28 protein-coding genes, 1 tRNA gene and 1 pseudogene are annotated in these 26,219 nt (G+C 50.4%); 20 read left to right on the forward strand and 10 right to left on the reverse strand.

Annotated features, from left to right (window positions below; translation table 11 throughout):
- Positions 1-214 precede the first annotated feature (214 nt).
- The 8 genes from BGK46_RS16180 to BGK46_RS16215 all read right to left on the reverse strand — a co-directional run bounded on the left by BGK46_RS16180 (position 215) and on the right by BGK46_RS16215 (position 8,115).
- Positions 215-868 (reverse strand): SDR family NAD(P)-dependent oxidoreductase, encoded by a 654-nt coding sequence (locus tag BGK46_RS16180; RefSeq protein WP_069591041.1) that lies wholly within the window; start codon positions 866-868, stop codon positions 215-217.
- A 264-nt stretch (positions 869-1,132) separates the two neighbouring features.
- The gene (locus BGK46_RS16185) at positions 1,133-1,645 is read right to left on the reverse strand and encodes a VC2046/SO_2500 family protein (RefSeq protein ID WP_069591043.1); all 513 of its coding nucleotides are present in this window, start codon (positions 1,643-1,645) and stop codon (positions 1,133-1,135) included.
- Positions 1,646-1,761: 116 nt separating this feature from the next.
- On the reverse strand, positions 1,762-2,769 hold the full coding sequence (locus BGK46_RS16190) for an alpha-L-glutamate ligase-like protein (RefSeq protein WP_069591045.1): 1,008 nt from the start codon (positions 2,767-2,769) through the stop codon (positions 1,762-1,764).
- On the reverse strand, positions 2,750-4,315 hold the full coding sequence (locus tag BGK46_RS16195) for an inactive transglutaminase family protein (protein WP_069591047.1): 1,566 nt from the start codon (positions 4,313-4,315) through the stop codon (positions 2,750-2,752). Before BGK46_RS16195 ends, BGK46_RS16190 begins: the two co-directional genes overlap by 20 nt.
- Before the next feature lie 8 nt (positions 4,316-4,323).
- Positions 4,324-5,115, reverse strand: coding sequence for an ATP-dependent zinc protease family protein (locus BGK46_RS16200; protein ID WP_254659703.1), 792 nt, complete (start codon positions 5,113-5,115; stop codon positions 4,324-4,326).
- 295 nt (positions 5,116-5,410) lie between these two features.
- Positions 5,411-6,382, reverse strand: a complete 972-nt coding sequence (cmoB, locus tag BGK46_RS16205; protein ID WP_069591051.1) for a tRNA 5-methoxyuridine(34)/uridine 5-oxyacetic acid(34) synthase CmoB — start codon at positions 6,380-6,382, stop codon at positions 5,411-5,413.
- A gap of 22 nt (positions 6,383-6,404) precedes the next feature.
- The gene (cmoA, locus tag BGK46_RS16210) at positions 6,405-7,133 is read right to left on the reverse strand and encodes a carboxy-S-adenosyl-L-methionine synthase CmoA (RefSeq protein WP_069591053.1); all 729 of its coding nucleotides are present in this window, start codon (positions 7,131-7,133) and stop codon (positions 6,405-6,407) included.
- A gap of 103 nt (positions 7,134-7,236) precedes the next feature.
- Positions 7,237-8,115: a DUF72 domain-containing protein gene (locus BGK46_RS16215; RefSeq protein WP_069591088.1), complete on the reverse strand. Its 879-nt coding sequence runs from the start codon at positions 8,113-8,115 to the stop codon at positions 7,237-7,239.
- Positions 8,116-8,386: 271 nt separating this feature from the next.
- Between BGK46_RS16215 and aspS the strand changes: the two genes are divergently transcribed.
- The 17 genes from aspS to nadA all read left to right on the forward strand — a co-directional run bounded on the left by aspS (position 8,387) and on the right by nadA (position 23,861).
- Positions 8,387-10,162 carry an aspartate--tRNA ligase gene (gene aspS, locus BGK46_RS16220; protein WP_069591055.1) on the forward strand — a complete coding sequence of 592 codons (1,776 nt, stop codon included), beginning with the start codon at positions 8,387-8,389 and terminating at the stop codon, positions 10,160-10,162.
- A 198-nt stretch (positions 10,163-10,360) separates the two neighbouring features.
- Positions 10,361-11,107 (forward strand): YebC/PmpR family DNA-binding transcriptional regulator, encoded by a 747-nt coding sequence (locus tag BGK46_RS16225; protein ID WP_069591057.1) that lies wholly within the window; start codon positions 10,361-10,363, stop codon positions 11,105-11,107.
- Entirely contained in the window at positions 11,108-11,629 is a 522-nt protein-coding gene (ruvC, locus tag BGK46_RS16230) for a crossover junction endodeoxyribonuclease RuvC (RefSeq protein WP_069591060.1), read from the forward strand.
- 142 nt (positions 11,630-11,771) lie between these two features.
- On the forward strand, positions 11,772-12,401 hold the full coding sequence (gene ruvA / locus BGK46_RS16235; protein ID WP_069591062.1) for a Holliday junction branch migration protein RuvA: 630 nt from the start codon (positions 11,772-11,774) through the stop codon (positions 12,399-12,401).
- 3 nt (positions 12,402-12,404) lie between these two features.
- On the forward strand, positions 12,405-13,418 hold the full coding sequence (gene ruvB, locus BGK46_RS16240; protein WP_069591064.1) for a Holliday junction branch migration DNA helicase RuvB: 1,014 nt from the start codon (positions 12,405-12,407) through the stop codon (positions 13,416-13,418).
- A 487-nt stretch (positions 13,419-13,905) separates the two neighbouring features.
- The gene (cydA, locus tag BGK46_RS16245) at positions 13,906-15,489 is read left to right on the forward strand and encodes a cytochrome ubiquinol oxidase subunit I (RefSeq protein ID WP_198532181.1); all 1,584 of its coding nucleotides are present in this window, start codon (positions 13,906-13,908) and stop codon (positions 15,487-15,489) included.
- Positions 15,490-15,500: 11 nt separating this feature from the next.
- Positions 15,501-16,637, forward strand: a complete 1,137-nt coding sequence (gene cydB, locus BGK46_RS16250) for a cytochrome d ubiquinol oxidase subunit II (RefSeq protein ID WP_069591068.1) — start codon at positions 15,501-15,503, stop codon at positions 16,635-16,637.
- Positions 16,638-16,652: 15 nt separating this feature from the next.
- Positions 16,653-16,760, forward strand: coding sequence for a cytochrome bd-I oxidase subunit CydX (gene cydX, locus BGK46_RS16255; protein WP_069591070.1), 108 nt, complete (start codon positions 16,653-16,655; stop codon positions 16,758-16,760).
- Positions 16,753-17,049 (forward strand): cyd operon YbgE family protein, encoded by a 297-nt coding sequence (locus BGK46_RS16260; RefSeq protein ID WP_069591072.1) that lies wholly within the window; start codon positions 16,753-16,755, stop codon positions 17,047-17,049. The genes cydX and BGK46_RS16260 overlap by 8 nt, the downstream gene beginning before the upstream one ends.
- Before the next feature lie 252 nt (positions 17,050-17,301).
- Complete coding sequence (gene ybgC / locus BGK46_RS16265; protein ID WP_069591090.1) at positions 17,302-17,715, forward strand: tol-pal system-associated acyl-CoA thioesterase; 414 nt, start codon at positions 17,302-17,304, stop codon at positions 17,713-17,715.
- Complete coding sequence (tolQ, locus tag BGK46_RS16270; protein WP_069591074.1) at positions 17,705-18,391, forward strand: protein TolQ; 687 nt, start codon at positions 17,705-17,707, stop codon at positions 18,389-18,391. The genes ybgC and tolQ overlap by 11 nt, the downstream gene beginning before the upstream one ends.
- Positions 18,392-18,394: 3 nt before the next feature.
- Positions 18,395-18,841 (forward strand): protein TolR, encoded by a 447-nt coding sequence (gene tolR, locus BGK46_RS16275; RefSeq protein WP_069591075.1) that lies wholly within the window; start codon positions 18,395-18,397, stop codon positions 18,839-18,841.
- A gap of 9 nt (positions 18,842-18,850) precedes the next feature.
- The gene (tolA, locus tag BGK46_RS16280) at positions 18,851-19,894 is read left to right on the forward strand and encodes a cell envelope integrity protein TolA (protein WP_069591077.1); all 1,044 of its coding nucleotides are present in this window, start codon (positions 18,851-18,853) and stop codon (positions 19,892-19,894) included.
- A gap of 103 nt (positions 19,895-19,997) precedes the next feature.
- On the forward strand, positions 19,998-21,344 hold the full coding sequence (gene tolB, locus BGK46_RS16285) for a Tol-Pal system beta propeller repeat protein TolB (RefSeq protein WP_069591092.1): 1,347 nt from the start codon (positions 19,998-20,000) through the stop codon (positions 21,342-21,344).
- Positions 21,345-21,394: 50 nt separating this feature from the next.
- A complete protein-coding gene (gene pal, locus BGK46_RS16290; RefSeq protein WP_069591079.1) occupies positions 21,395-21,913 on the forward strand; it encodes a peptidoglycan-associated lipoprotein Pal in 519 nt (172 codons plus the stop codon).
- Positions 21,914-21,947: 34 nt separating this feature from the next.
- Complete coding sequence (gene ybgF / locus BGK46_RS16295; protein WP_069591094.1) at positions 21,948-22,676, forward strand: tol-pal system protein YbgF; 729 nt, start codon at positions 21,948-21,950, stop codon at positions 22,674-22,676.
- Between the two features lie 138 nt (positions 22,677-22,814).
- Positions 22,815-23,861, forward strand: a complete 1,047-nt coding sequence (nadA, locus tag BGK46_RS16300; RefSeq protein WP_069591081.1) for a quinolinate synthase NadA — start codon at positions 22,815-22,817, stop codon at positions 23,859-23,861.
- Positions 23,862-24,000: 139 nt separating this feature from the next.
- On the opposite strand, the gene BGK46_RS16305 is transcribed toward nadA, so the two are convergent.
- Positions 24,001-24,573 carry a UPF0149 family protein gene (locus BGK46_RS16305; RefSeq protein WP_069591082.1) on the reverse strand — a complete coding sequence of 191 codons (573 nt, stop codon included), beginning with the start codon at positions 24,571-24,573 and terminating at the stop codon, positions 24,001-24,003.
- Positions 24,574-24,830: 257 nt separating this feature from the next.
- On the opposite strand from BGK46_RS16305, the gene BGK46_RS16310 reads away from it, so the two are divergent.
- Positions 24,831-24,918: transfer RNA gene (locus BGK46_RS16310), tRNA-Ser, on the forward strand.
- A gap of 142 nt (positions 24,919-25,060) precedes the next feature.
- Here the strand turns inward: BGK46_RS16310 and BGK46_RS16315 are convergent.
- Positions 25,061-25,504 carry a hypothetical protein gene (locus tag BGK46_RS16315; protein ID WP_069591084.1) on the reverse strand — a complete coding sequence of 148 codons (444 nt, stop codon included), beginning with the start codon at positions 25,502-25,504 and terminating at the stop codon, positions 25,061-25,063.
- Positions 25,505-25,729: 225 nt separating this feature from the next.
- Between BGK46_RS16315 and BGK46_RS16320 the strand changes: the two genes are divergently transcribed.
- A complete protein-coding gene (locus BGK46_RS16320; RefSeq protein WP_069591086.1) occupies positions 25,730-25,993 on the forward strand; it encodes a hypothetical protein in 264 nt (87 codons plus the stop codon).
- A gap of 56 nt (positions 25,994-26,049) precedes the next feature.
- Positions 26,050-26,219, forward strand: a pseudogene (locus BGK46_RS17520) (IS256 family transposase); the annotation flags it as partial.

Genomic DNA, 26,219 nt, shown 5'->3' on the forward strand with positions numbered 1-26,219 from the left:
TGCATGAGCCGTATACGAGGTCCGTATGTACGGTTCTGTGAGAGGGATGAGGCGGCAACGCCTCACCCTACTCGATGTGTGTTTAATGGCTTAACCTAGCGGGGTGAACATACGTCTCAGTATCAGGCCTGAATCGGGATCTTGAATACAGAGCGCTTCGCTTAAGGAATACGGACGAGCCGCGTTCATACTCACATCGGGACGTTTGCTCTTTCTATCCACTTGCCTCTAATAATCGGCCGTTAAAAGAGTCGTTGGAGACGATGTATTCCGCATTGCGAATCAGCTCGTCATCCATTCCACCGCTTGCGCGGTTCAATGTGCGCCCGCGAGGAACAATACCGCCAACGCGGATTTTGAGCCCAGACAATTCTTTGGCCCACCGCTGAGTGAGCCCTCCAATCATGGCATTGGCGACGGTATCTGGGGTTAAATGATGGCCGGCAACATTAATAATCACACCGGGGCGTCCTCGCTGCTGCATACAAACGGCGGCGCGTTGCACGACGACATAATAATGCGAGGTGGAATCGGCGACCGTTTGCGGCATATCAACCAAGTTTCCATTATCCAAAAGGCTAGGCAGTATATCGCCTTGCCAATGATTGATGAGCACATCAATACCACCAAACAGTGTGACGATTTGAGCAAAGGCATCATTGATGGATTGAGGCTGATAATCGGCTAAACAGATCGGCTGGATCCGGCCGGGATAATCTCGGCACTGATCGGCGCTTAGGCGTAGCGTCGGCCACTCGGTATCAAGCAGTACGACATCGGCACCTAATGAGCAAAAATGTTCAGCCATGGCACGCCCGGATGGCGAGCCGCCTGCTGTGATGACGACCACCGCGTTATCTATCTTCATGGTCATTTCCTCAATCACATCAACCCTTTACGAAAAATCACTTTCTCTACAATATGTTACGAATTTCATTCACGAGAAAGTGACAACTTACCCCCAGCTTGTTCAAGCGTGGGAAGTTAATACTGGTACAGAAATACGCGGGGTGCGCAAAAAATGTTCAAAACAAGTGGGTAAATTGGGGATCGATTGCTCGGAATATATAGAGGATCACATTTTGGAAAAGGATCGCTATTTATCGTCGGGATCGACTTGCGATCTTGGTGGTTATGCGCTCACACGCATTTTGTCTTGGCAGTGTGCGGTGGTGAGATTTTCATACAAGGTCGTCGGGTTGAGTGAGAGTCGTGCTGACTCGCTATCTGCCAATTTACGACGCTGGTGGCCAGATAAATTGTGATAGACCGCCTCATCAAAGCCGTGAGTGCCTTGGGGCGGGTAGTGCATGGCAGCAGGTGCGAGCTGAAAGCGCAGATGTGCACTGGCAATCCCGCCACGGTGAAAGGCATCAGCTTGCGCACCAGCACGAACGTAATCCTCTTCATTACTGGCAGACAACGGCTGAGGTGGGGCAAGCTGAAATTGACGACGTAAAACCTCGTCATTAATGGTCTTTTCGTCAAGCGGTGAGAGTGGCGTTGACTCATTGGCATCACCGGACATCAGGGCGAGCATCAACGCAAAATCAGAGCGACGTCCTTGCGTCACTGCATGATTCAGATTGTCTCCAAACTGCACATCACTGATGATGCGTGCTTTGTCGATGGTGTGCACTGTCACTGTGGGCGCCTTACCTTAAGTATCAAACCAATGCGTCGGTTACTTTGGTTATCGGCAAGGCGCAGAGAACTTTAGCTTTTTTTCGCCGATTGAGCGTTTTAGGGCGATATAACCTTTTAGCTGACTTTCGCTAACCGCGGCTTCAGGGGCTGAGTTTGTTGGCCGGCAAAGTGACGCATGGAAAACGCAACGCGCGCTTCGGGTAACGGTGGATAGCGACATGGCGGTAAAGACTCGATCAACCTTAGTCGGGGTAACAAGCCACAGCCATTGGCGATTTGAATCGCAAGCCCGGGGCGGGCATTTAACTCCAACACCATTGGGCCTTTGTCTTTATCAAGCACCATATCGGTGCCCATGTAACCTAGCCCAGTCATCTCCCACGCACTGGCGGCAAGGGTGAGCAATTGCTGCCAATGTGGGACCCTAAGCGTATACAAGTCTTGGTGCGTATCAGGGTGGTGAGTGATGGGGCTGTTAAATTGCACCGCTTTTAATGCATGACCGGTCGCAAGATCCAGCCCAACCCCAACCGCGCCTTGGTGCAGGTTAGCCTTACCGTCTGACGCCGAGGTTGAGAGACGCATCATCGCCATCACAGGATAGCCTTGAAACACAATCACACGAATATCAGGCACGCCTTCATAACTAAAGCCGCTAAAGCTGTCATCGAACGCGATTAAGTTCTCGACCACCGCCACATCGGCTTTACCGCCGAGGGAAAACAAGCCCGCCAATGTGTTGGTAATATGGCGCTCTACATCGTCATGACTGACTTCTTTGCCGGAGGCTTTAAAATAGCGCCCTTGGTGATTTTGCGTGATCACCATGATCCCTTTACCGCCAGAGCCTTGGGCCGGTTTAATCACAAAGCCCGGCCAGTTTGCGACCATGGCGTGAATGCGTTTAACATCCGCTTGGCTATCAATCACACCAATCAAGTCCGGCACCGTCGCGCCGGCTTGTTGTGCAATCAGTTTGGTTTTGAGCTTATCATCCACCAGTGGATACAAGCGTCTATCGTTGTAGCGACCAATATAACGAATATTACGTTGGTTCATGCCCATCACGCCCGCTTCATTGAGACGAAAGGGCGACGCCAGTTTAGCGAGGAGTGTTCGCATCATCACCTCCCGAGGTGGGCGCAAGGCCGAGACTTTTTTCATTAGCAGCAAGTGGGCGGAAGCGCTTCAGCTCAGAGAGGCGATAGCCCGTGTAGTTACCCAGCATTAAGATCAGGGCCAGAATCACTAACTGCACACCAATGAAGTTAAAGGTCAGATGGCGAACTAACTCATTGGTCATCGCGAGATAGACCAGCACTGCGGTGAGAAGAGAGCCGCCTCCTTGAACAACCACCTCTTTGGCGCCTTCTTCTTCCCATAGAATGGACATCCGTTCTATGGTCCATGACAAGATGATCATTGGGAAGAAGGTAATGGTCAGTCCTTCGATTAAGCCGATGTGGAACGCAATCACACTGAACACGGCGATAATCAAAATCACGGTAATAATCACCGCGGAGATTCGCGCCACCAGCAATAGATTGAGCCGGGAGAGATAACTTCGGATCACCAAGCCCGTGCCAACAATCAGCACAAAGCCAACAATGCCGGTGATTAATTGGGTTTGCACAAACGCGACTGCAATCAATACTGGCATAAAGGTGCCAGAGGTTTTTAAGCCAACAATGACCCGTAAGAACACCACGATCAGCGCACCAATTGGGATAAGCATGATGGTTTTGAACATCGCTTGCTCTTCAATCGGCAAGCTATGGATCGAAAAGTTGAGCAGATCGTCGGCGTTCACTTTGGCGGTGGTCGCCTGTTGCGGGCTGATATCCTGAGAAATGATCGAGAAGTTGACGTGACTGTGCTCGCCACCTGTCACTTCAAGCAAAGGACCGCCCCGTTGGTTCCATAGGAGAACGTCGTCTCGATGGCCATTTTGTCCGGTGGTGAGATCGAATAAATGCCACTGTGTGTCTTGCCATACTTGGATCATCGGCGAGATGCTTTGGCGACGACGGCCGTCTTCTAACTTCAATCCACCCACAATGCGGGCATGGATCCCTTCTAGCGCCAATGTCTTTTGAACCGCATCTGGCTTATCGAAGGCGTTAAGCAACAATGCCGCGTTTTGGCTGTCGGTGCTGTTAAATTGTTTGATTAGCTCTCTGGTCAGGGTGATGTTATCCGCCGAACGAGAGCGAGCACGGTCGAGTAAGGCGAGCGCAGCGTTTTTAGCCGCATTGTCCATCACTGGGGCTGCAACAGTGTCGTGCTCCGGTGGCGTCATGGTATAGCGGGCACTGTCATCCACCAGCATTTGGTTTTTGAAATAAAGGGTTTGTTCGCCGGTGGCGGTGCGCGTTGACCATTGCGCTTGGCGACCATAGTCGGTATCAAGCAAAGAAAACCCATAGCCTGATGACGAGGTGCTTTCGTCAATCAGAGTCAGGCCGGGTTGGCTATCGGGGGCGGCAAGATTCACCTTCACCGGCCCACCGGTGGCATCAAAATTGATGCGCGCTTCAATCTGCCACACTTGGCGAGTTTCATCAGCGAGCCATGGCACGCCGTAAACCATATGACGGTATGCGCTTAACGCGATACCTGCCAAGATCAGAAAACCGATTAAAAAGTAAAATGGAACACGTGAAACCATAAGGTGACCTATTTTTGGTTAGCGTCGTTACTGCTAGCGTCCGGTTGCGTTTCAGGCTCGTACTTGGGGTGAATATGTTCTTGGCTGACATCGACCACCGCGAGATCTTTGAAGAACTCTCGGCCCAGTAGGACGGGATATTCCATGTTGGTGCGATCAGCGAGCGTAAATTGGGTTTTTTCGTGGATACTGCCGACACGGATCCAAGCTTCCACAACTGGACGGCGATCGGTTTTATCGGTGGAAGATTGGCGAATACGCACCCAGCGCTTCACCGGCATTTCCATAAACACGGGTTCGTCGTTATTTTCGCTGTGATTGACGTTAAACTTTACCCAAGTATCACCATCGCGCTCAAATTCTTGAATATCCACAGCATTCAATGAAGATGTTTCGGCGCCGGTGTCAACGCGAGCTTGGAATGTGCTTTCTACCGCGTCAAACCATACCCATTCACGGGCACCCAATAAGACTTTATCGTCGTTGACCGGGACACGAACCACTTTCTCTTTCACCTTTACTTCCGGTTTGGCATCCGCCATGTTGGCGTACACTTTCGCTTGGGTACGCTGCATCACTTTCAGTTGGCTTTCGATCGCACTGACTTTGTCAGACAGACGAGAAAGCGCATCATCATGATTCGATAATGACGTGGATAGAGTTTGCTGTTGCTGATTGGTTTGTGCGGCAACATGGTCAATTTTGTCCAATGTTTCTTGGTGTTGGTGCTGTGAGGTGAGGGTACAACCTGACATCGTTAACAAGAGCGCACTAATCAGTGAGCAGCGAAATAACATCATAATCTCCAACCGGTGCAAAAATGGCTCAGTCACGCCTCAGTCAGGCGCCGAACGGTGAGCGCAAATTCTAATCGATGCGGCGAAGATGGGTAGAGGGATTCTGTCAAAAGTTAGTCAGGATTGACTGAGTGATGGTTTTATCGACGTTTTCTGTCACTTTTTGCCCGTTATCTTTTTGATCTGGATAGAAAATATGGCGTGAACGGGGAAGAAAGTCGAGGCGGTTAAATAATGTTCTGCTTGCTGAACGTCAAGCCAACGTGCGCCCCTTGTCAAACCAAGAGGCGCGCAATCATTAATCAGGGTTACGTGCGACCAAAATGGCACGTTTAGGGGCGGGATAGCCTTCTACCGTAAGATGCGGATTGGCAGGGTCAAGGTAATCGGGCAGTGAATTATGGGTCATCCACTCGGTGCTGCGTTGTTCGTCAGTGGTAGTAACACACTCATCAACAATCCGAACGTCTACGAAACCGACCTTTTCGAGCCAGACTTTCAGTGCACGTGCTGAGGGGAAGAAATACACATTACGCATTTGCGCATAGCGGTCAGTTGGAACCAACACCGCGTTTTCATCGCCGTCGATCACTAAGGTTTCCAACACCAGCTCGCCATCTTTACGCAATTGATCTTTAAGTTGCATCAGATGATCGAGCGGGGAGCGGCGGTGATATAACACACCCATACTAAACACGGTGTCGAATGCACGCAGCGCCGGCAGTTTTTCGATCCCTAAAGGCAAAAGGTGAGCACGTTGGTCGTTGCCCATCAAGCGGCGGATGGCATCGAACTGCATCAAGAAAAGCTCTGATGGGTCAATACCGACGGTCAGCGCAGCGCCTTCTCCCAACATACGCCACATGTGATAGCCATTACCACAACCAACATCCAAGATGTAACGGCCTTTGAGTGGCGAAATATGAGGAAGCACACGATCCCATTTCCAGTCGGATCGCCATTCGGTATCAATATCAATGCCATGCACCTGATACGGGCCTTTGCGCCACGGATGGAAGCTGCGCAATAGGTTTTCGAGCTTTTTGCGTTCACCGGACGGTAGGCTTTGGTCATCGCCAATACGCACCGCGTCTTTCAGCTCAACCGTCTCGGGCGCGGTAGTTGGGATCTTATTAAGTACCTTAATCCACTTCGGCATATCGCCATGCGGCTGGGTTTGCCACTCCGCTAATTGGGCCGGGAGAACCTCCAACCAGTGGCTTAGACGGTTTTTGGCAATAAGCTGATAGAAGTCAGAAAAATCAAACATGAAACTACTCGTACCGGTTGGCTTACTTGATGGCTAGCATAGAGCCGAAGTTAAAACACTGGAACCACATGGCAACACTACTAAAACCGATATCACTTAATCGGGCTTTGTGGGTGCCAATGCTGTCTGGACGCATGACGTTTTCAAGGGCGCTACGCTTTTGGCTAATTTCCAGCTCGCTGTATCCATTGGCACGTTTAAAGTCGTGGTGTAGGTCAATCAAAAGCTCGTTGGCGGTGTCATCATCAAAGCAGTACTTTTCCGATAAAATCAGGATGCCACCGGGATTAAGTCCTTGGTAAATTTTGCTTAACAAGGCTTGGCGGTCGTCAGGACTTAAAAATTGCAGGGTAAAGTTGAGCACAACCATAGACGCATTTTGGATCTCGATATCTCGAATATCCGCTTCTGTGACCTCTACGTCAGCAGCACCACGGTATGCGTTCACATGGAGACGACAGCGTTCGACCATCGCCGAGGAGTTATCTACCGCGATAATCTGGCAGCTTGCGTGTTCGATATGGCGACGCATCGATAAGGTGGCCGCGCCCAATGAACAACCCAAATCGTAGATATTGGTATTTGGCTTGGCAAAACGCTGTGCCAACATCCCAATCGCCGAAATGATATTGCTATAACCCGGTACGGATCGTTGAATCATATCCGGAAAGACTTCGGCGACGTTCGCGTCGAAGGTAAAATCACCCAGTTTTTCAATGGGCGCCGCGAAAATTTTATCCTGATTAGCCATGAGAGCCCCTACAAATCAGCCAATGCTCAGCAGTAAAAGCGGCGTATTGTAGTGAATTTTTCCCCGTCTGTCTTTATTCTGCCTTGCCATTGTCCCTAGGTGATTACAGCAGCGAGAACTGCTGTGACTGTGCCGCGCGTTGCACACTGGCGAGAGGGGTTGATAATTCAAGGCGTTGGTAGAGCGCTGCGGCAAGCGCAGGAGCATGATCATTATCTGAAGTGTGGATCATTAAATAAGGTGTTTTCCCTTCATTCATCCAGTGCTGCAATTTGGCGATCCACGGCGTAAAGAACGCGGCATTTTCATCGAGAGAGGGGTGACCGATAAAGCGCACCATGGGCGCTTCATGGGTGGCGATAGCATGAACCGGTACGCGTGGCTTTTTCTGTTGGGCGTCAATAATCGCCGGCGAGTCCGGTTTGGCGGCGAACACGGGGCGGCTGTCCATGATCACCCGATTCGCTTTCTGTTCGAGTAGAAGGCGATTCAATTGACGCTCGGCGTCGCCTTTGGCAAAAAATGCTGGGTGACGGACTTCCACGCCAACCGAAAAATCCGCGGGTAGTTGCTGTAAGAAAGTAGCCAATGCCGGCAAGCCTTCGGGACCAAAACGGGCAGGGAGTTGGATGGTCCATTGCCCCACCTTTTCATGGAGCGGTGCCATCAGAGTGATGAAATCTTGCGTCAATGTCTGTGCATGGCGCAACTGGCACTGATGGGTAATGGTTTGCGGAAATTTAAAAGTAAACCGAAACGCATCCGGCGTGGCCGCGGCCCAATTGGCAACTGACGAGCTCGAGGGTGAGGCATAAAAGGTCGTATTGCCTTCAACCGTATTAAACACCTCCGCATAGCGCGCTAAACGATCAGCCGTTTTGGTGCCCGGAGGATAAAAGTGATGTTGCCAGCTGGGGTGGGACCACTGTGTCAGCCCAAGGCGTAGGGGCGGTACGGAAACGTGATTTAACGTTAGGGACATGGCTTGGCTTTTATCGGTCAATCGAGATGGTGATAGCCTAATCGGAAGTGCGCCAAAAAACCATTCATCGGCCAAACAGAATAAAAAAGCGCGATCGCTTTACCAAGGGAGGGGCTTTTCCTTTATAATGGCAGGTCTTTGACAGTAACGGCACCAATGGGGGCGTACCGTCAGGTACGACAGACGCTGTTACCCGAATTCCCCTCAGTATTTGGCAGGCTTGTGCCCAAGGGGGCAAGCGGAATAATCAGAATCAGATCAGGAATACTCTATGCGCACCCAATATTGTGGTCACCTGAATAAAGCCCATGTCGGGCAAGAAGTAAGTCTTTGTGGTTGGGTTAACCGTCGTCGTGATTTGGGCGGATTGATTTTTATCGATATGCGAGACCGTGAAGGGCTCGTACAGGTCGTGATCGATCCTGATATGGGTGACGTTTACGAGCAAGCGAACAAGCTACGTAACGAATTCTGTATCCAAATTCGCGGTGAAGTGCGTGCGCGTCCAGACAGCCAAATCAACCGTGATATGGCGACCGGTGAAGTTGAAGTGGTGGCAACTGGGTTAGACATTATCAACCGCAGTGCCCCGTTACCGATCGACTTTAACCAATTCATCTCTGAAGAACAGCGTTTGAAGTACCGCTATCTTGACCTGCGTCGTCCAGAAATGAGTGACCGCATCAAATTGCGTGCGAAAGCGACCAGCTTTGTCCGTCGTTTCTTGGACAGCAATGATTTTTTGGATATCGAAACGCCGGTATTGACCAAAGCAACGCCAGAAGGCGCGCGTGATTACTTGGTTCCTAGCCGTGTGCACAAAGGCAGCTTCTATGCCTTGCCTCAATCGCCTCAGCTGTTTAAGCAGTTGTTGATGATGTCTGGCTTTGACCGTTACTACCAAATCGTGAAGTGCTTCCGTGATGAAGACTTGCGCGCTGACCGTCAGCCAGAATTTACCCAGATCGATATCGAAACCTCGTTCATGAGCGCCGAGCAAGTGCGCGAAGTGACCGAGAACATGATCCGTGAAATGTGGCAATCGCTGCTTGACGTCGACTTGGGTGCTTTCCCAATCATGAAATATGAAGAAGCGATGCGTCGCTTTGGCTCTGACAAACCGGATCTGCGTAACCCGCTTGAAATCGTCGATGTGGCGGATCTGGTCAAAGACGTTGAATTTAAAGTCTTCTCAGGCCCGGCCAACGATGAAAAAGGCCGCGTTGCCGTCATCCGTGTACCGGGCGGTGCCAGCCTGTCTCGCAAGCAAATTGACGAATACACCAAGTTTGTGGGTATCTATGGCGCCAAAGGGCTTGCATGGCTGAAAGTCAATGACCGTGACGCGGGCTTGGACGGTGTTCAGTCACCGGTAGCGAAATTCCTTAATGCGGACGTGGTTGAAGGGATCCTTTCACGTACTGAAGCACAAACCGGTGATATCATCCTGTTTGGTTCAGATAAAAAGTCGGTAGTCACCGAAGCGTTGGGCGCATTGCGCGTGAAGCTTGGTCTGGATCTCGAACTGACAGACACCCAAGCATGGGCACCGCTGTGGGTGGTTGACTTCCCAATGTTTGAGGAAGACGACGAAGGTAACCTTCATGCAATGCACCACCCATTCACCGCGCCAACTGACGTGACCCCAGAAGCGCTGAAAGCGAATCCGGCAGCGGCGAACTCGAATGCTTACGACATGGTTATCAATGGCTATGAAGTGGGTGGCGGCTCGGTGCGTATCCACAACCCAGAGATGCAAGCGGCAGTATTCGAAATCCTTGGTATTGGCGAACAAGAGCAGCGCGAGAAGTTTGGCTTCTTGCTGGATGCACTGAAATTTGGTACCCCACCACACGCAGGTTTGGCGTTTGGTATGGACCGTTTGGTGATGTTGCTATCTGGCACTGAAAACATTCGTGACGTGATTGCTTTCCCGAAAACCACGGCAGCGGCGTGTTTGATGACAGATGCACCTAGCATTGCTAACGAAGCAGCGCTTGAAGAACTGGCGCTTAGCATTACTGCGGCGGCGGAACAAAGCGAGTAACGTCATCCAGAGACGATAAGTCCGATCACGGGCAACAGCGTTTGCCCGTTGACCCCATGATTAAGAGCGATGCCTATCTCGCGGTATGGCCTTAGCATGCGGGTATTTTCATCAACGCGCCTCCGACTGCAAAGCCAAGGCGCGTTTTTTCTTATTACTCCTTTCACGTGAGGGGAGCGCAAAAAACGGAGAGTCGATATGGCAGGTCACAGTAAGTGGTCGAACATTAAACACCGTAAAGCCGCTCAAGACGCGAAGCGCGGTAAGATTTTCACCAAACTAATCCGAGAAATTGTGGTGGCAACCAAAGAAGGTGGCCCCGAAGCAGAAACCAATCCTCGCCTGCGTGCCGCGGTGGATAAAGCGCTGTCTAACAATATGACCCGTGACACCATCAATCGTGCGATTTCGCGTGGAGCGGGCGGTGATGGCGACGACAACATGGAAACGGTGATCTACGAAGGCTACGGTCCGGCAGGGACGGCGGTGATGGTAGAATGCATGACTGACAACCGTAACCGTACCGTGTCTGGTGTGCGTCACGCATTCTCAAAATCAGGTGGTAATCTGGGTACAGATGGTTCAGTGAGCTTCTTATTCGAGAAAAAAGGCGTGATCACCTACGCTTCAGGGCTTGACGAAGATGCGGTGATGGAAGCTGCATTGGAAGGGGGAGCCGATGATGTGGTGACTTACGACGATGGCTCGATGGATGTCTACACCACGCCAAATGATTTCGGCAATGTAAAAGATGCCTTGGACAAAGCGGGTTTCGAGGCAGAGCGTGCTGAAGTCACACAAGTGCCGTCGACCAAAGCGGAGCTGGATGCGGACACCGCCCCTAAGCTACTGCGTCTTATCGATATGCTAGAAGACCTTGACGATGTGCAAGAAGTCTACCATAACGGTGATATCTCCGACGAAGTGGCAGCGAGCTTAAGTTAAATGGCAATCATACTGGGCATTGACCCAGGTTCGCGGATCACCGGCTACGGCGTGATCCGCCAACAAGGCCGGCATTTGGAGTACCTTGGCAGCGGCTGTATTCGTACCGACAGTGAGGATTTACCCGGCCGGCTCAAGCAAATTTATGCGGGGGTGAGTGAAGTGATCACCCAATTTCAGCCGGATAACTTTGCGATTGAGCAAGTGTTTATGGCGCGTAATGCCGACTCCGCGCTGAAGCTGGGTCAAGCTCGCGGTAGTGCCATTGTCGCTGCCGTGAATGCAAACTTACCGGTGTCAGAATATGCGGCCCGTTTGATCAAACAAGCCGTCGTGGGGAAAGGCAGTGCGGATAAAAAGCAGGTGCAGCACATGGTCACCCATATGTTGAAACTCAATGCTACTCCACAAGCCGATGCTGCCGATGCGCTTGCCGTGGCGATTTGTCATGCGCATACCTATCACACCATGATAGCGATGGCGGGCAAAGCCAGCTCTGCGCGTCGCGGGCGGTATCGTTGATTCCCTGACGTTCTCATCGCATTCGGTGGGAGCGTCTTTTCTCCTCAAATCGAGCATTTGTCTCATCTCTCCGCCCTAAGACTGGATATAGATCCAGTTATTATTTATCCTTGTCGACAAAGTAAAAAACTGAGAGCACATTGTGATAGGCCGATTACACGGAACCCTGCTAGAAAAGCAGCCCCCTGAGATTTTGATTGATGTGAATGGCGTTGGCTATGAAGTGAGTATGCCGATGAACTGTTTGTATCAATTGCCCGAAGTCGGTGAGGTGGCCACTATTTATACTCATTTCGTGGTGCGTGAGGATGCGCAGCTTTTGTTTGGCTTTAGTGGTAAACGTGAGCGTGCCTTGTTTCGAGAAGTGATTAAGGCCAATGGCGTCGGACCCAAACTGGGCTTGGCGATTTTGTCCGGCATGACGGCTCACCAGTTTGTCGATAGTGTTGAGCACAACGATGTGTCTACCTTGGTCAAAATTCCCGGTGTGGGTAAGAAAACGGCAGAGCGGCTGGTGATTGAAATGCGCGATCGGTTGAAAAACTGGGAAGCGTTTGATCTCTTTACGCCTTATACCGATGCCGCCGATGGAAGCGGCGCACCGACGCGTCAGGCGCCGACCACTGTCTCATCTGCTGCTGATGAAGCAGTGAGCGCGCTGGTGGCGTTGGGCTATAAAGCCGCGCAGGCCGAGAAAGTGGTGAAACAAATCGCAACCGACGAAATGAGCAGTGAAGACGTTATCCGACACGCACTGCGTTCAATGGTGTAATCCATGATAGAAGCTGATCGTTTAATCTCCGCGCAAGCCAATCATGATCGGGAAGAAGACGTGATTGACCGCGCGATTCGTCCCAAATTATTGGACGATTACCAAGGGCAAGATCATGTCCGTGATCAAATGGAAATCTTCATCCATGCTGCACGTAAGCGACAAGAGGCGTTGGATCACCTGTTGATTTTCGGCCCGCCGGGGCTGGGGAAAACCACTTTGGCAAACATTGTCGCCAATGAAATGGACGTTAATATTCGTACCACCTCAGGCCCCGTATTAGAAAAAGCCGGCGACTTAGCGGCGCTTTTGACCAACCTTGAACCGCATGATGTCTTATTCATTGATGAAATTCACCGCCTAAGCCCTGTGGTTGAAGAAGTGCTTTATCCGGCGATGGAAGACTATCAATTAGACATTATGATTGGTGAAGGACCAGCGGCACGTTCCATCAAGATTGATTTACCACCCTTTACCTTGGTTGGTGCGACAACACGGGCAGGTTCGTTGACTTCGCCACTGCGCGATCGTTTCGGGATCACTCAACGGCTTGAATATTACAATGTGCATGACTTAACGGGAATCGTAAAACGCAGTGCTCATTGCCTCGCGCTGTCGATGGAAGACGAAGGCGCGGTAGAAGTAGCACGCCGCTCTCGCGGCACACCACGTATTGCGAACCGCCTGTTGCGCCGTGTACGAGACTATGCCGAAGTAAAAGGCAGCGGCCACATTTGCGCGGATATAGCGCAACGAGCACTGGATATGCTGGATGTGGATAGCCAAGGGTTCGATTACATGGACCGTAAGCTACTCAATGCCATTATTGAAAAGTTTGATGGTGGACCGGTTGGGTTAGATAACTTAGCGGCCGCGATTGGCGAAGAAAAAGACACCATTGAAGATGTGATTGAGCCGTATTTGATCCAACAAGGCTATTTGCAGCGCACGCCGCGAGGTCGTATCGCCACCCAACGTGCTTACCTGCACTTTGGCTTTGATCTGCCGCAGCCCTAAAACAGGTCAAGCAAAATAATTGATAAATCGCCCCATTGGCCGCCAACCAATGGGGTTTTTTGATCTAGATTAAGGTTATGTAGCACGTGACCCCGTATTGTGGCGACAACTGCCCGTGTCAGTCGCATCGCGTGAGTGAGAGCTAGCTTCAATAGCTGCGCCATCATCATCGCTTTTCTTTGTGGTTAATCACATTTTTATAAATTATCGTCATTGGCATGCTGGTTTTGCCGCTTGCTCGACAAACCGATAACGACAAAGTTAACGACGACCCGTTGTGCGTATAACATTAGCAATAGCTTAATTAGATTTATTTTAACTATAAAGCAACGTTAGTGTTTCAAGTGCGTAACAAGCGAGCGGTTATTGAGAAAGTGTGTGTGGCTTTCCCCGCGTCAGCAGTGGTGACAACTGCGCGCAGGGCGAGAAAGAAAAACGAACGATACCTCGTATCGGCACCGAGAAACGGTGTGAAGGAGTGACCATGATTACCGATATCGTCGATTTATCGCGGCTGCAGTTTGCGCTGACCGCGATGTATCACTTCCTGTTTGTTCCCTTAACACTCGGCATGGCATTTTTGCTGGCCATCATGGAATCCCTGTACGTGATGACCGACAAGCAAATCTATAAAGACATGACCAAGTTTTGGGGCAAATTGTTTGGTATTAACTTTGCGCTCGGTGTGGCAACAGGCCTCACCATGGAGTTTCAATTTGGTACCAACTGGGCGTACTACTCCCACTATGTAGGAGATATTTTTGGGGCCCCACTTGCCATTGAAGGACTGATGGCCTTCTTCCTTGAATCCACTTTTGTGGGCCTATTCTTCTTTGGTTGGGACCGGCTCAGTAAGCGCCAGCACCTGATGGTGACTTGGCTGGTGGCCTTAGGCTCAAACTTTTCTGCGCTTTGGATCTTGGTGGCTAACGGTTGGATGCAAAACCCAGTCGGCGCTGAGTTCAATTTTGAAACCATGCGTATGGAAATGGTTAGCTTCGCCGAGGTGGTCTTTAACCCTGTCGCCCAAGTGAAGTTTGTCCACACCGTCGCGGCTGGTTACACCACCGGCGCGATGTTCGTATTGGGCATCAGCGCTTACTATCTGCTAAAAGGGCGTGACTTGGCGTTTGCTCGCCGCTCGTTTGCGATTGCCGCGTCGTTTGGTATGGCGGCTATCTTGTCAGTGATTGTGTTGGGTGATGAGTCTGGCTATGAGCTTGGCGATGTACAAAAAGTGAAGCTGGCCGCCATTGAAGCGGAGTGGCATACCGAAGAAGCGCCGGCGGCGTTCACGGTACTCGGTTTGCCGAATCAAGAAACCATGCATACTGACTATGCGATTAAGATTCCGTATGTGATGGGCATTATCGCCACTCGCTCGCTGGATAAAGAAGTGACAGGTCTGCGTGATTTGGTGACTGAACACGAGCTGCGTATTCGTAATGGTATGGAAGCTTATGCATTACTTGAAAAATTACGTGGCGGTGAGAAAACACCAGAGAACATCGCAGCCTTCAATGAAGTGAAAGGCGATCTTGGCTATGGGCTACTGCTAAAACCCTATACCGATAAAGTTGTAGATGCGACAGAAACCCAGATCCAGCAAGCCGCGCAAGACTCAATTCCACACGTTGCGCCTTTGTTCTGGAGCTTCCGCATCATGGTGGCCTGTGGGTTTGCGATGTTGTTTATCTTCGGCATGAGTTTCTGGCAAACCACCCGTCAGCGTATTGGTGAGAAGCCATGGCTGCTAAAACTGGCGATGATCGGTATCCCGCTTCCTTGGATTGCTTGCGAAGCTGGCTGGTTTGTTGCCGAATACGGCCGTCAGCCTTGGGCGGTGGGTGAGATCTTACCTGTGCACATGGCAGCTTCAAACCTGGCTGCAGGCGATATCATTTTCTCGATGATCGCTATCTGTACCTTATACAGCTTGTTCTTGGTGGCAGAGCTTTATCTGATGTTCAAATTTGCGCGTCTAGGGCCAAGTAGCCTAAAAACAGGACGCTATCACTTTGAGCAGCAAGGCAACCGAGAAGCGGACTTTAGCCGTCAGATTGAAGCATAAGGAGAGACAGCATGTTTGATTATGAAATTTTACGGCTGATCTGGTGGGTCCTCATCGGGGTGCTACTGATTGGTTTCGCCGTAACGGACGGCTTTGATATGGGCGTCGGCGCGCTACTCACGGTGATCGGTAAAACCGACAGTGAACGTCGTGTGATGATTAACTCGGTGGCGCCGCACTGGGACGGAAACCAAGTGTGGTTGATTACCGCAGGGGGCGCGCTGTTTGCCGCTTGGCCTTTGGTCTATGCAACCTCGTTTTCGGGCTTTTATGTCGCGATGATCATCACTTTGGCGGCATTGTTCTTCCGTCCAGTTGGGTTTGACTATCGTTCTAAGATTGAAGATACCCGCTGGCGAACACTTTGGGATTGGGGCCTCTTTGCGGGCGGATTCGTACCACCGATTATCTTCGGGGTGGCATTTGGTAACTTGCTGCAAGGCGTGCCTTTCCAGCTTAGCGATCTGTTGATCCCAACGTACACGGGCAGCTTCTTTGCGCTGCTTAACCCGTTTGCCTTGGTGTGTGGCCTAGTGAGCTTAGGCATGATTGTGTTGCAAGGGGCGACATGGCTGCAAATGAAAACCACAGAAGCACTGCATGAACGCGCACGTGTTGTCGCGCAAATCAGTGCATTGGCAACCACGGTTTTGTTTGTACTTGCTGGTTTTTGGATCCAACACATCGATGGCTACGTGATTGTGGGCGAGATTGCCAAACAAGCCCAATCCAACCCATTGGTTAAAGAGGTTGCGGTACAAAGTGGTGCGTGGATGCAAAACTATCAAGCTATGCCAATCTTGTGGCTTGCGCCGTTGGCCGGTGCGCTGATGCCGCTGTTGGCACTGATCGCATCGCGCGTTGAGCGCGGTGGTTGGGCGTTCCTGTTTTCAAGCCTGACCATTGCCGGTGTGATCCTGACGGCAGGCATTGCAATGTTCCCCTTCGTGATGCCATCAAGCACCTTCCCAGGCCATAGCTTGACCTTGTGGGATGCCACCTCAAGCGAACTGACCCTGTCTATTATGACGGTGGTGGCGTGTATCTTTGTTCCCTTGATTTTGTGTTACACCCTGTGGTGTTACATCAAAATGTTTGGTCGCTTAGATGCCAAGTTTATTGAAGATAACAAACACTCACTGTACTGATTAAGGAGCCTGCATATGTGGTATTTCACTTGGATTCTCGGCGTCCTGCTGGCTTGCGCGTTCGGTATTATCAATGCCCTTTGGCTTGAACATACCGAGGCGATGGACAAAGACAATGAGTGATCACACTCATGCACCCAAGGGACGGGTTTTCCCCGGCCCTTGGCGCCTGCTCTCACTTGCCTCAGCCTTGTTCTGGGGCGGTCAAGTGATGTGGCACCCTCAAGCGCTTGCCGCGCAGATGGGGGGCTTTAATGTGCTCATCGGGTTGGGATTGCTATATGCAACCTGCATTGGCGTTATTCATGCGGTGGGCTTTAGTGCCCAAGGGCGCTGGAGCCAATGGCTAACGTGGCCGCCTTTGGGGTGGCTGGTGAGCATGATGCTGCTTTGGGTATGGCTGATGCGTTAACTAGCGTTCTACATACGCATAAGCAAACGTGGCATCGGCGTCAAGGTGCGTAAAGTGACATCCAAATGACAAAAGCACCCAAGTGGTGCTTTTTTCTGCATTTAAGCGCCGAAAAAGCGCGAAAGTTTGGGGCATATCACTTCTCTTGGTAAGAATTGTTCAGAATCCGAGACTCGTATCGTGCGAGCATTTCTATGCGTAAACAACTTAGGTATAGTATTTGCCTATCTCTACGCGACAATGGGTAAAGAAATGACAGGATCTGTGCCGTTTCGCTGGCCGATTCGCATTTATTACGAAGACACCGACGCGGGTGGGGTCGTTTATCACGCCAACTACCTCAAGTATTTTGAGCGCGCGCGCACTGAACTGCTGCGCGAAGCGGGTGTCAATCAACACACACTCTTTGACGACAATATCGCTTTTGTTGTTCGCCACATGGATATCGACTTTCGACGTGGGGCGCGATTAGACGATGCCCTCGAGGTTGTCACTACAGTGTCAGGCATCGGGCGAGCGACCTTGACGTTTTGTCAAACTTTGGTGAATTCTGAGCAACAAACATTGTGTGCGGCGACGGTTAAGATAGCCTGTGTCGACCCAACAGTGATGAAACCCAAATCGATTCCAACACAGATAAAATCGGAGATATTACGTGACCGCTGAACTTTCCATTCTCGACCTGTTTTTGCAAGCAAGCTTGCTTGTTAAGGGAGTGATGTTGATATTGCTGGGTATGTCAGTGGTGTCGTGGGCGATGATTATCAAACGCTCTAAAGTCATGCAGCAGGCTTTTGGTAAAGCAGAACGCTTTGAAGACCGATTTTGGTCGGGGATTGACCTTTCTCAGCTTTTCCAAGAAGTGCAAGCACGAAAAGACGCCCTGACGGGGAGTGAGAAAATCTTCTATTCAGGCTTTAAAGAATTTGCCCGTTTGCACCGCAGCAATGGCAAAGTGCCGGAGGCGGTCATGGAAGGCACTGCACGTGCCATGCGCGTGTCGCTTTCTAAAGAAGTCGAGGAGCTCGAAACGCACCTGCCTTTCCTTGCGACCGTGGGCTCGATCAGCCCTTACATCGGTCTGTTCGGGACTGTGTGGGGCATCATGCACGCATTTATTGCGTTGGGCGCAGTTAAACAAGCCACCCTTGCGATGGTTGCCCCAGGTATTGCTGAAGCCTTGGTAGCAACCGCCATGGGTCTGTTTGCCGCGATCCCTGCGGTGATGGCCTATAACCGACTGACTGCGAAAGTCTCCAAGCTTGAACACAATTACATGAACTTTATGGAAGAGTTTTCAAGTATCTTGCACCGTCAAGCGTTTGCGGCAACCCAGGAGTAATCCATGGCGTACCAACCGAAACGACGCAAGATGACGGCAGAAATCAATGTGGTGCCATACATTGATGTGATGCTGGTGCTGTTGATTATCTTCATGGTGACCGCTCCCTTTGTAACGCAAGGGGTGGATGTTGAGCTACCCAAGACGGCGGAAGCGAAAACCGCCGCAGAGCTGGCTAAAGAAGAAGACAGTGGCGCGTTTATCATTGTTGAAGTAGATAAGGACGGCCAACTCGGCTTGAGTGTGAATAATGGTGACATGGTTCGCGGCTTAAGTTTGCAAGATACCTTGGTGCGCGTAAAAGCCGAGCTGCAGCTTAATCCTAATTCTCCGGTCTTAGTGGGAGGTGATGGCCGCGTGCCTTACTCGGAAATCATCTTAACGCTCGATGCGCTCAATCAGGCTGGTGTGTCATCGGTAGGCCTAATGACTGAACCTTATGAGTCATAGGGAAAAGCGATGAGCGAAACAAAGAAAGTCACCCATAAAAAAGACTCGTTAGCGCCTGCGCTGGCGATATCTGCCGCGCTCCACCTTGTGCTCGTGATTGTCCTTCTCGTTGGCGCGGACTTTGGAAAAACAGCCACGCCAACCCCGAAAGCGGGGAGTACGATTGATGCGACTGTGATTGATCCTGCGGTGGTCAATGCTCAAGCACAGAAGATCCGTCAACAGCGTGCCCAAGCCAAGCAAGAAGAAGCGGAGCGACTCAAGCGATTAGAGCAGCAAGCGCAGCGTCTTGAGCAGCAACGTGAACAAGAAGAGCAGCGCTTACGCGAGGTGAAACGGCAAAAGCTTGAGGCTGAGCGCCAAGCACGTGAAGAGAAAAAACGTCTTGCCGAGCAAAAAGCCCAAGCAGAAGAGCAAGCGCGCATCGCGCGTGAAAAAGCCCAACAAGCAGAGCGCGAGCGTCAGCGTAAGCTGGAAGAAAAACGTCAGGCTGAACTCGCCGCGGAGCAGGCAGAAAAAGCGCGTCAGCAAAAACTAGCGGAACAACGCAAGGCCGAAGAGGCAGCGAAAAAAGCAGAGGCGGAGCGCCAACGCAAGCTCGCAGAGCGTAAGAAAGCGGAAGAGGAAGCCCAAAAAGCCGAGCAAGCGCGCCAAGAGGCAGAGCGAAAAGCCGAAGAGGCAAAACGCCGACAGCAAGAGCAAGAGGCGGCCTTAAACGATTTGTTCTCTGGCCTTGAATCTGAGGCCAGTCAGCGGCAAAGCGCACGCGGACAATTTATCCAAGATGAAGTGGCGCGTTATGGCGCCATTTTTACCCAAATGATCCAGCAACGCCTGCTTGTTGACGACGGATTAACGGGACAAGAGTGTGTGGTAAATATGCGCCTTTCGCCAACCGGTCTGCTTTTGGATGTAAAAGAGAAAGCGGGCAATACACGCTTATGTCGCGCAACTAAAACCGCGGTGGTATCTGTATCTCAGTTTCCCATGCCAGATGATGGTGACATTATTGCCAAACTGCGTGAGATTGAGTTAACGGTTAGACCTAACTAATTGACAGGAAAAAGACATGATGGAAGTGAGCCTAGCTGGTGGCACAAACACGATGACAAAGAGGCGTAATCAGGCCGCATGGCAGCGTGCCCTAACGCGTGGTATGGCATTGATGGCCATGCTATTTGCCTGCCTGCTTTTAGCAATGCAACCTGCACACGCAGCACTCAAGTTGGTGATCACTGAAGGGGTAAACTCAGCCCGTCCTATTGGCGTGATCCCCTTTCAGTGGAAAGGGCAGGGTGAGTTACCGGAAGATGTGTCGGGCGTGGTTGGGTCGGATTTACGCCGTAGTGGTAAGTTCAATCCGTTATCGGTGAGTGAAATGCCGCAAACCCCTTATCGCGACAGTGATGTCGACTATAACGCTTGGACTGCGTTGGGTGTGGATTCAGTACTCACTGGCACCATCACGCCAACCGCTGACGGTCGCTATCAAATTGATTATCAGTTGATTGATATCGTCCGTGGTCAACTCACCGGCGGAGAAAGTAAAGGATTGGGCGCGGACGGCCAGCTGGTCAAAACCGACGATCATTTATTGGTGAATAACCGCGCAACCGTGAAAGCCAGCGATTTACGCCGTTACGCGCATCGCATCTCTAATATTGTCTATGAAAAGCTGACTGGCGAAAAAGGCGCTTTCCTCACACGCATCGCATACGTGGTGATTGAGGAGGAAGCCGATTATCCGTATCAGCTGCGTTTGTCTGATTACGACGGATTTAACGAGCGCTTGGTGTTGCGTTCAAAGCAGCCGCTGATGTCTCCAGCATGGTCTCCAGACGGTCGCCAACTGGCCTACGTGAGCTTTGAAAATGGCCAAGCGGAAATCTTTATCATGGATATCTACACCGGTGAGCGTGAAAAGATTTCTTCGTATCCGCGCCACAATGGGTCACCGCGTTTTTCTCCAGATGGTAGCCAATTGGCACTGGTGCTTTCGAAAACCGGCAGCCTGCAGGTGTATACCTTCGATTTGAAAACGAAGAAGCTCACTCAAATTACACATGGCCGCGCGAACAGCACCGAGCCATTTTGGGATCCAGATGGTAACTCGCTCATCTACACCTCTGACCGGGGTGGCAAACCTCAGATTTATCGCGTAAATTTAGCCGACGGGACCAGCAGACGTATCACTTGGCAGGGCAACCAAAATATGGGCGGGCAACTCACGCCAGACGGTCGCTTCTTGATTATGGTGAATCAGTCAGCGTCGGGATATAACATTGCCAAGCAAGACTTAAACAGCGGGGCGGTGCAAATTCTGACCAAAACCTTGTTGGATGAGTCGCCAAGTATTGCGCCAAATGGCAGCATGGTGATTTACAGCTCGGTATATGGACGTAAAAACGTGTTGTCGCTTGTCTCAGTAGACGGTCGCTTTAAAGCGCGGCTTCCGGCAACCAACGGGCGCGTGCGTGCACCAGCCTGGTCACCTTACTTATAAGTTTTTAATTTTAAACAACGTGCGCTAACTTTCTAGAAAAGGAAAATAGAATGCAAATCAATAAAGTACTAAAAGGTCTGGCGGTGGCACTGCCGATGTTTACCTTGGCCGCTTGTAGCTCAAGCGACAGCGCAACGGGCAGCGGTGCGGGTCAATCAACTAACCAAAACGGCACCACCGTCGTTTCTCCGGTTGACGGTCAAGGCTCAATGACTGAGCAAGAAATCCGCAACCAAGAGCTACGTCAGTCGCAAACCGTTTACTTCAACTTTGACGATTCGTCAGTTCTGCCACAATACGAAGACATGCTGGATGCGCACGCGACTTACCTGCGTAACAACCCAGCGATGGAAGTTGTGGTTGAAGGCCACACCGATGAGCGCGGTACCCCTGAGTACAACATCGCGCTGGGCGAGCGTCGTGCAGAAGCGGTATCTAAGTACCTGCAAGCACTGGGCGTTCCTGCAAGCCAGATTTCAATCGTAAGCTACGGTGAAGAGAAACCATTGGTTCTTGGCCAAAGCGAAGACGCGTACGCGAAAAACCGTCGCGCAGTATTGGTTTACTAATCCTCCCTTTGGGTGATGGATAAAAGGTATGACAATGAACAGTAACTCTGTGCGAACTCTCGCGCTGGCGTTACTGGTGAGTGTGGCAGCCCCGGTGGCTGCCGCACCTGCTCCGGTGACAGAAGTAGGATCAGGTGGCACCGCCATTGAGCGCCTAGAGCGCATGCTGCAAGCGCGTAATCAAATGCAGCTCGATATGCAGCGTCAACTTGATCAAATGGCGCAAGAATTGAGCAATTTACGCGGTAACGTTGAACGAAATAGTTACGACATTCAACAAGTGGTTGAGCGTCAACGGGATCTCTATCGAGAAATCGATGATCTGCGCACGGCGAAATCCGCAGCGCCTAAAGAAACAAAATCCACTGATGAAAACCCGTCAGTGAACTACACCAGCGATCAAACCGAGAATGCGGCGTATGAAGCGGCCGTGAATCTGATCTTAAAAGAAAAAGACTACCAAGGGGCAACCAAAGCGTTTAATGCGTTTTTGAAAAAATACCCAGAGTCTGTCTACACCGCAAATGCCCATTACTGGCTAGGCCAGCTGTTCTTCTCCAAGCGTGACTTTGAACAGGCGAGCAAGGAATTTACTGCCGTAAGCCAGTTTAAAGATTCCAATAAACGCGCCGATGCCTTACTCAAACTGGGTTTAATTGCTCAGAAGCAAGGCAACACAGCGCAAGCCAACCAGTATTTCCAACAAGTCATTGATACTTATCCGGATTCTACCAGCGCTAAACAAGCGAAAAATGCGATGTAGCCTAGGCCCCGACACACGTTGGGGCTTTTTATTCCCCATACCCTCTATGTAGAGCGTGGCGTTGTCGTATCACACGACTGCCAATCCCGAATCACTCACGTTATACTACCCGGACTGGAAGTAAGCATGAGTAATCCCATGAGCCAAGTGATTGAAACGTCGCAAAGGGTTTATCCCTTTCCGCCGAAACCTGTGGCATTGAGTGACGCTGAGAAAAAACAACATGTTGCACGCATTAAACAACTGCTAAAAGAAAAAGATGCAGTGCTGGTCGCTCACTATTACACGGACCCAGAGATCCAAGCGCTCGCCGAAGAAACAGGCGGGTGCGTCGCGGACTCATTAGAAATGGCCCGTTTTGGCAATCAACATCCAGCCAAAACCCTGATTGTGGCTGGCGTTCGCTTTATGGGCGAAACAGCCAAAATTCTGACTCCCGAAAAAACGGTATTAATGCCTACACTGGACGCGGAGTGCTCACTGGACTTGGGTTGTCCGGCGGATGAGTTCACCAAGTTTTGTGATGCGCACCCTGATCACACCGTCGTTGTCTATGCCAATACATCTGCCGCTGTAAAGGCGCGTGCCGATTGGGTAGTGACCTCGAGTATTGCGTTAGAAATTGTCGAGCACCTAGACAGTCAAGACAAGCCGATCATCTGGGGCCCCGATCGCCATCTTGGCGCGTATATTGAAAAAGAAACTGGCGCTGACATGCTGCTATGGCAGGGTGAGTGTGTGGTGCACGATGAATTCTCGGCCCAAGCGCTTAAGAAAATGAAGCATCTTTATCCAGACGCAGCGATTTTGGTTCACCCGGAATCACCGGCGAGCGTGGTGAAAATGGCCGATGCGGTGGGCTCGACCAGTCAGCTGATTAAAGCGGCGCAAACCTTGCCGAACAAAAAACTGATTGTGGCCACTGACAAAGGCATTTTCTACAAAATGCAGCAAATGGTGCCGGAAAAAGAGCTCGTTGAAGCACCCACAGCCGGCGCGGGCGCGACCTGTCGAAGCTGTGCCCATTGTCCTTGGATGGCCATGAACGGCTTGAAAGCGATAGAAAACGCGCTCGAAAACGGTGGCAAACAGCATGAAATCCACGTAGATGCAGCATTACGTGAAAAGGCGTTAATCCCTCTTAATCGGATGCTTAACTTTGCCGCGGAAATGAAAGAGCAATAAAAGAAGCGCACTGCTACATGTTATGTTGCTAGCGGTGAAGCTTGAATAGAAAAAGCGTTCCTATGGACCAGCCTTGGGAACGCTTTTTTATTATGGTAGCGACACTGATGGTTTTAATGCCATCGCATAAGTAGCGGCGTTATTCTTGCGCTTCTGCTAGCGTCGCACCGTGATGTGTAAGGCCACATAACATGATTGGCATCGCATTATATATTTCTTCAAACTGTGCTAACTCTTCTGCGCCTTGTGCTTCCATGGTAGATAGCGCCGTTTCTGGATCATAGAGCAAGCTGATTGACAGCACGACACCGCCGAGAAGGGCATTACTTTCGGTGTTTTCCGGCATCAAGGTTTCCCAATCATCACGCGTTAAACTCCAGCCTTGGAGCAAGCCTTCGGCAAAATCACGTGTTGCTTGGTTGACGATCTCTGCATCATCAAGGGCACAACCCTCTGGCCAGTGCCATTGTTTGTCTAACAGTTGTTGGCGCTGTTCATTCCAAATATCGACAATCAGGTTCGCGTAGTCTTCAAATTGCTCGTGATTTTCAAACGGCGCTTGTTCTTCACCGCCCCAAAGTACAGGTAGCCACTCACTCGGGCTAATCACATGGGGGGCAGCCGCCATGGCGGTAACGACGCCACGGGTTTGCATCTCATTCAATAGCTTGTCGCTATCGGCATGTTGGGCAAGAAATTCAGATAAAGTCATTACAAGTCTCAGCCTGCTGTTATCGTTGATGGGCGGAGTTTAACAGTTTTCGTTCTCGCTTGCGTTGTTACATCATGGATTCCCATGTCTTTCCATTCCAAATGCGTCTACTAATAAGCGAATTAGGGTGGATGTGGTGAGAAAGCAGTCATTCGCACCGATAAAGGTGCTTAACCGGTTGACCCCAAGGCAGCAACTCACTATAGTACACCCCCGTTAGCGCAGATGGCTTTAGCTTATTAGCGCTAAAACAATATGGTGAGGTGTCCGAGTGGCTGAAGGAGCACGCCTGGAAAGCGTGTATACGGCAACGTATCGAGGGTTCGAATCCCTCTCTCACCGCCATATTAAAAGAACCGCCCTCGTGGCGGTTTTTTGCTATCTATCGATCTCTTCTTACAACCACTCGCGTAATGCTTGTGCGCGAAATACCAATATTCAATATTACCGGAACGATTACATGTCGCGGTGATGTCTTATGCGGGTTTCACATTTGGTTACTGTCACTCATTGGTAGTGGTTTGAGTAATGGGTTTGCGTCTCGGCACTGATTATTGATCAGTGAAAAGCGCGGTACTGGCTTAGGCTGACAGTGTGATGTAATAGGACGTAGCTCCTGAATAAACTGATCCAGCTGATTATATTCCTCAACCTGCTGTAATAGCTTGGCTTGTTCTGCTGAGCTCATCGTTTTTATGGAGTAAACAATATAGCGAGCCGGACCTTCACATGGTGAATAACCCATTGGGAAATACCGGCATTGATCGAGCGTTTCTGCGTACGTTTGATGGCTTACGGCAAGAAGCGTTTCCCTTAGGCGTTTATGCTGTACTTTAGGTGGCACACTTTCACTGACTTGGTTGTTATTAATAGCGGAATTACTCGCAGACTCTGGGTCTTTGGGTGCGATTGATTGACATCCTAATAACATAAAACTCATTAATAGAGTGAGTGTAATCGTTTTAATGAGTGAAAATAAATTAATAGATTTCATAATAAACCTAAATAATGCATGGAATAAAACATCCTGACATCACTAAGGATACACCAAATAACAGAAAATTATTTCAAATTGATATTTTTATGTTGAGTTTTTGTTTAACGTTACGTAGTTTAATTTTTCCTTTTACATGGAAGTGAATAATAAGGAAATTAAATGCAAAGCAACGGAATGAAACGAGGGCTGCTCGCAGTTCTCGTGTTATCAGCCATTTCAGGTTGTAACATACAACAGCAAGACAAATCTGTCGTCACCATAGAGCCTCAAACGCTTGAGGCAACAGAAATGAAGCAATGGGTGGGATTGCCACTGCAAATTCTCCCTCAAAACACCACGGTAGAGGCTATAAAATTCTTCGAGAAAAATACCGAAGTGACGAAGAATACTCGCGACCAATACCTCTTCTCACACGGTCGGTAGTGTTCAAAAGTCTGTGTCACTCCTATAGTTAACCCTCAATAGGGAGTGATACATCAATGTCCGACAAATACGAAATTGATATTCAAGCTTTTGCTAAGGCACTGCAATCTGGACAAGACCTCAACGGGAAAGATGGACTGCTAACGCCGTTGATTAAACAGATCACCGAAGCTGCTTTGGCTGCTGAGATGGATGAGCACCTGACCAAAGAGGGTCAGCCTAACCG

It is taken from the genome of Salinivibrio sp. SS2 (assembly GCF_001722075.1).
Taxonomy (GTDB): Bacteria; Pseudomonadota; Gammaproteobacteria; order Enterobacterales; family Vibrionaceae; genus Salinivibrio; species Salinivibrio proteolyticus.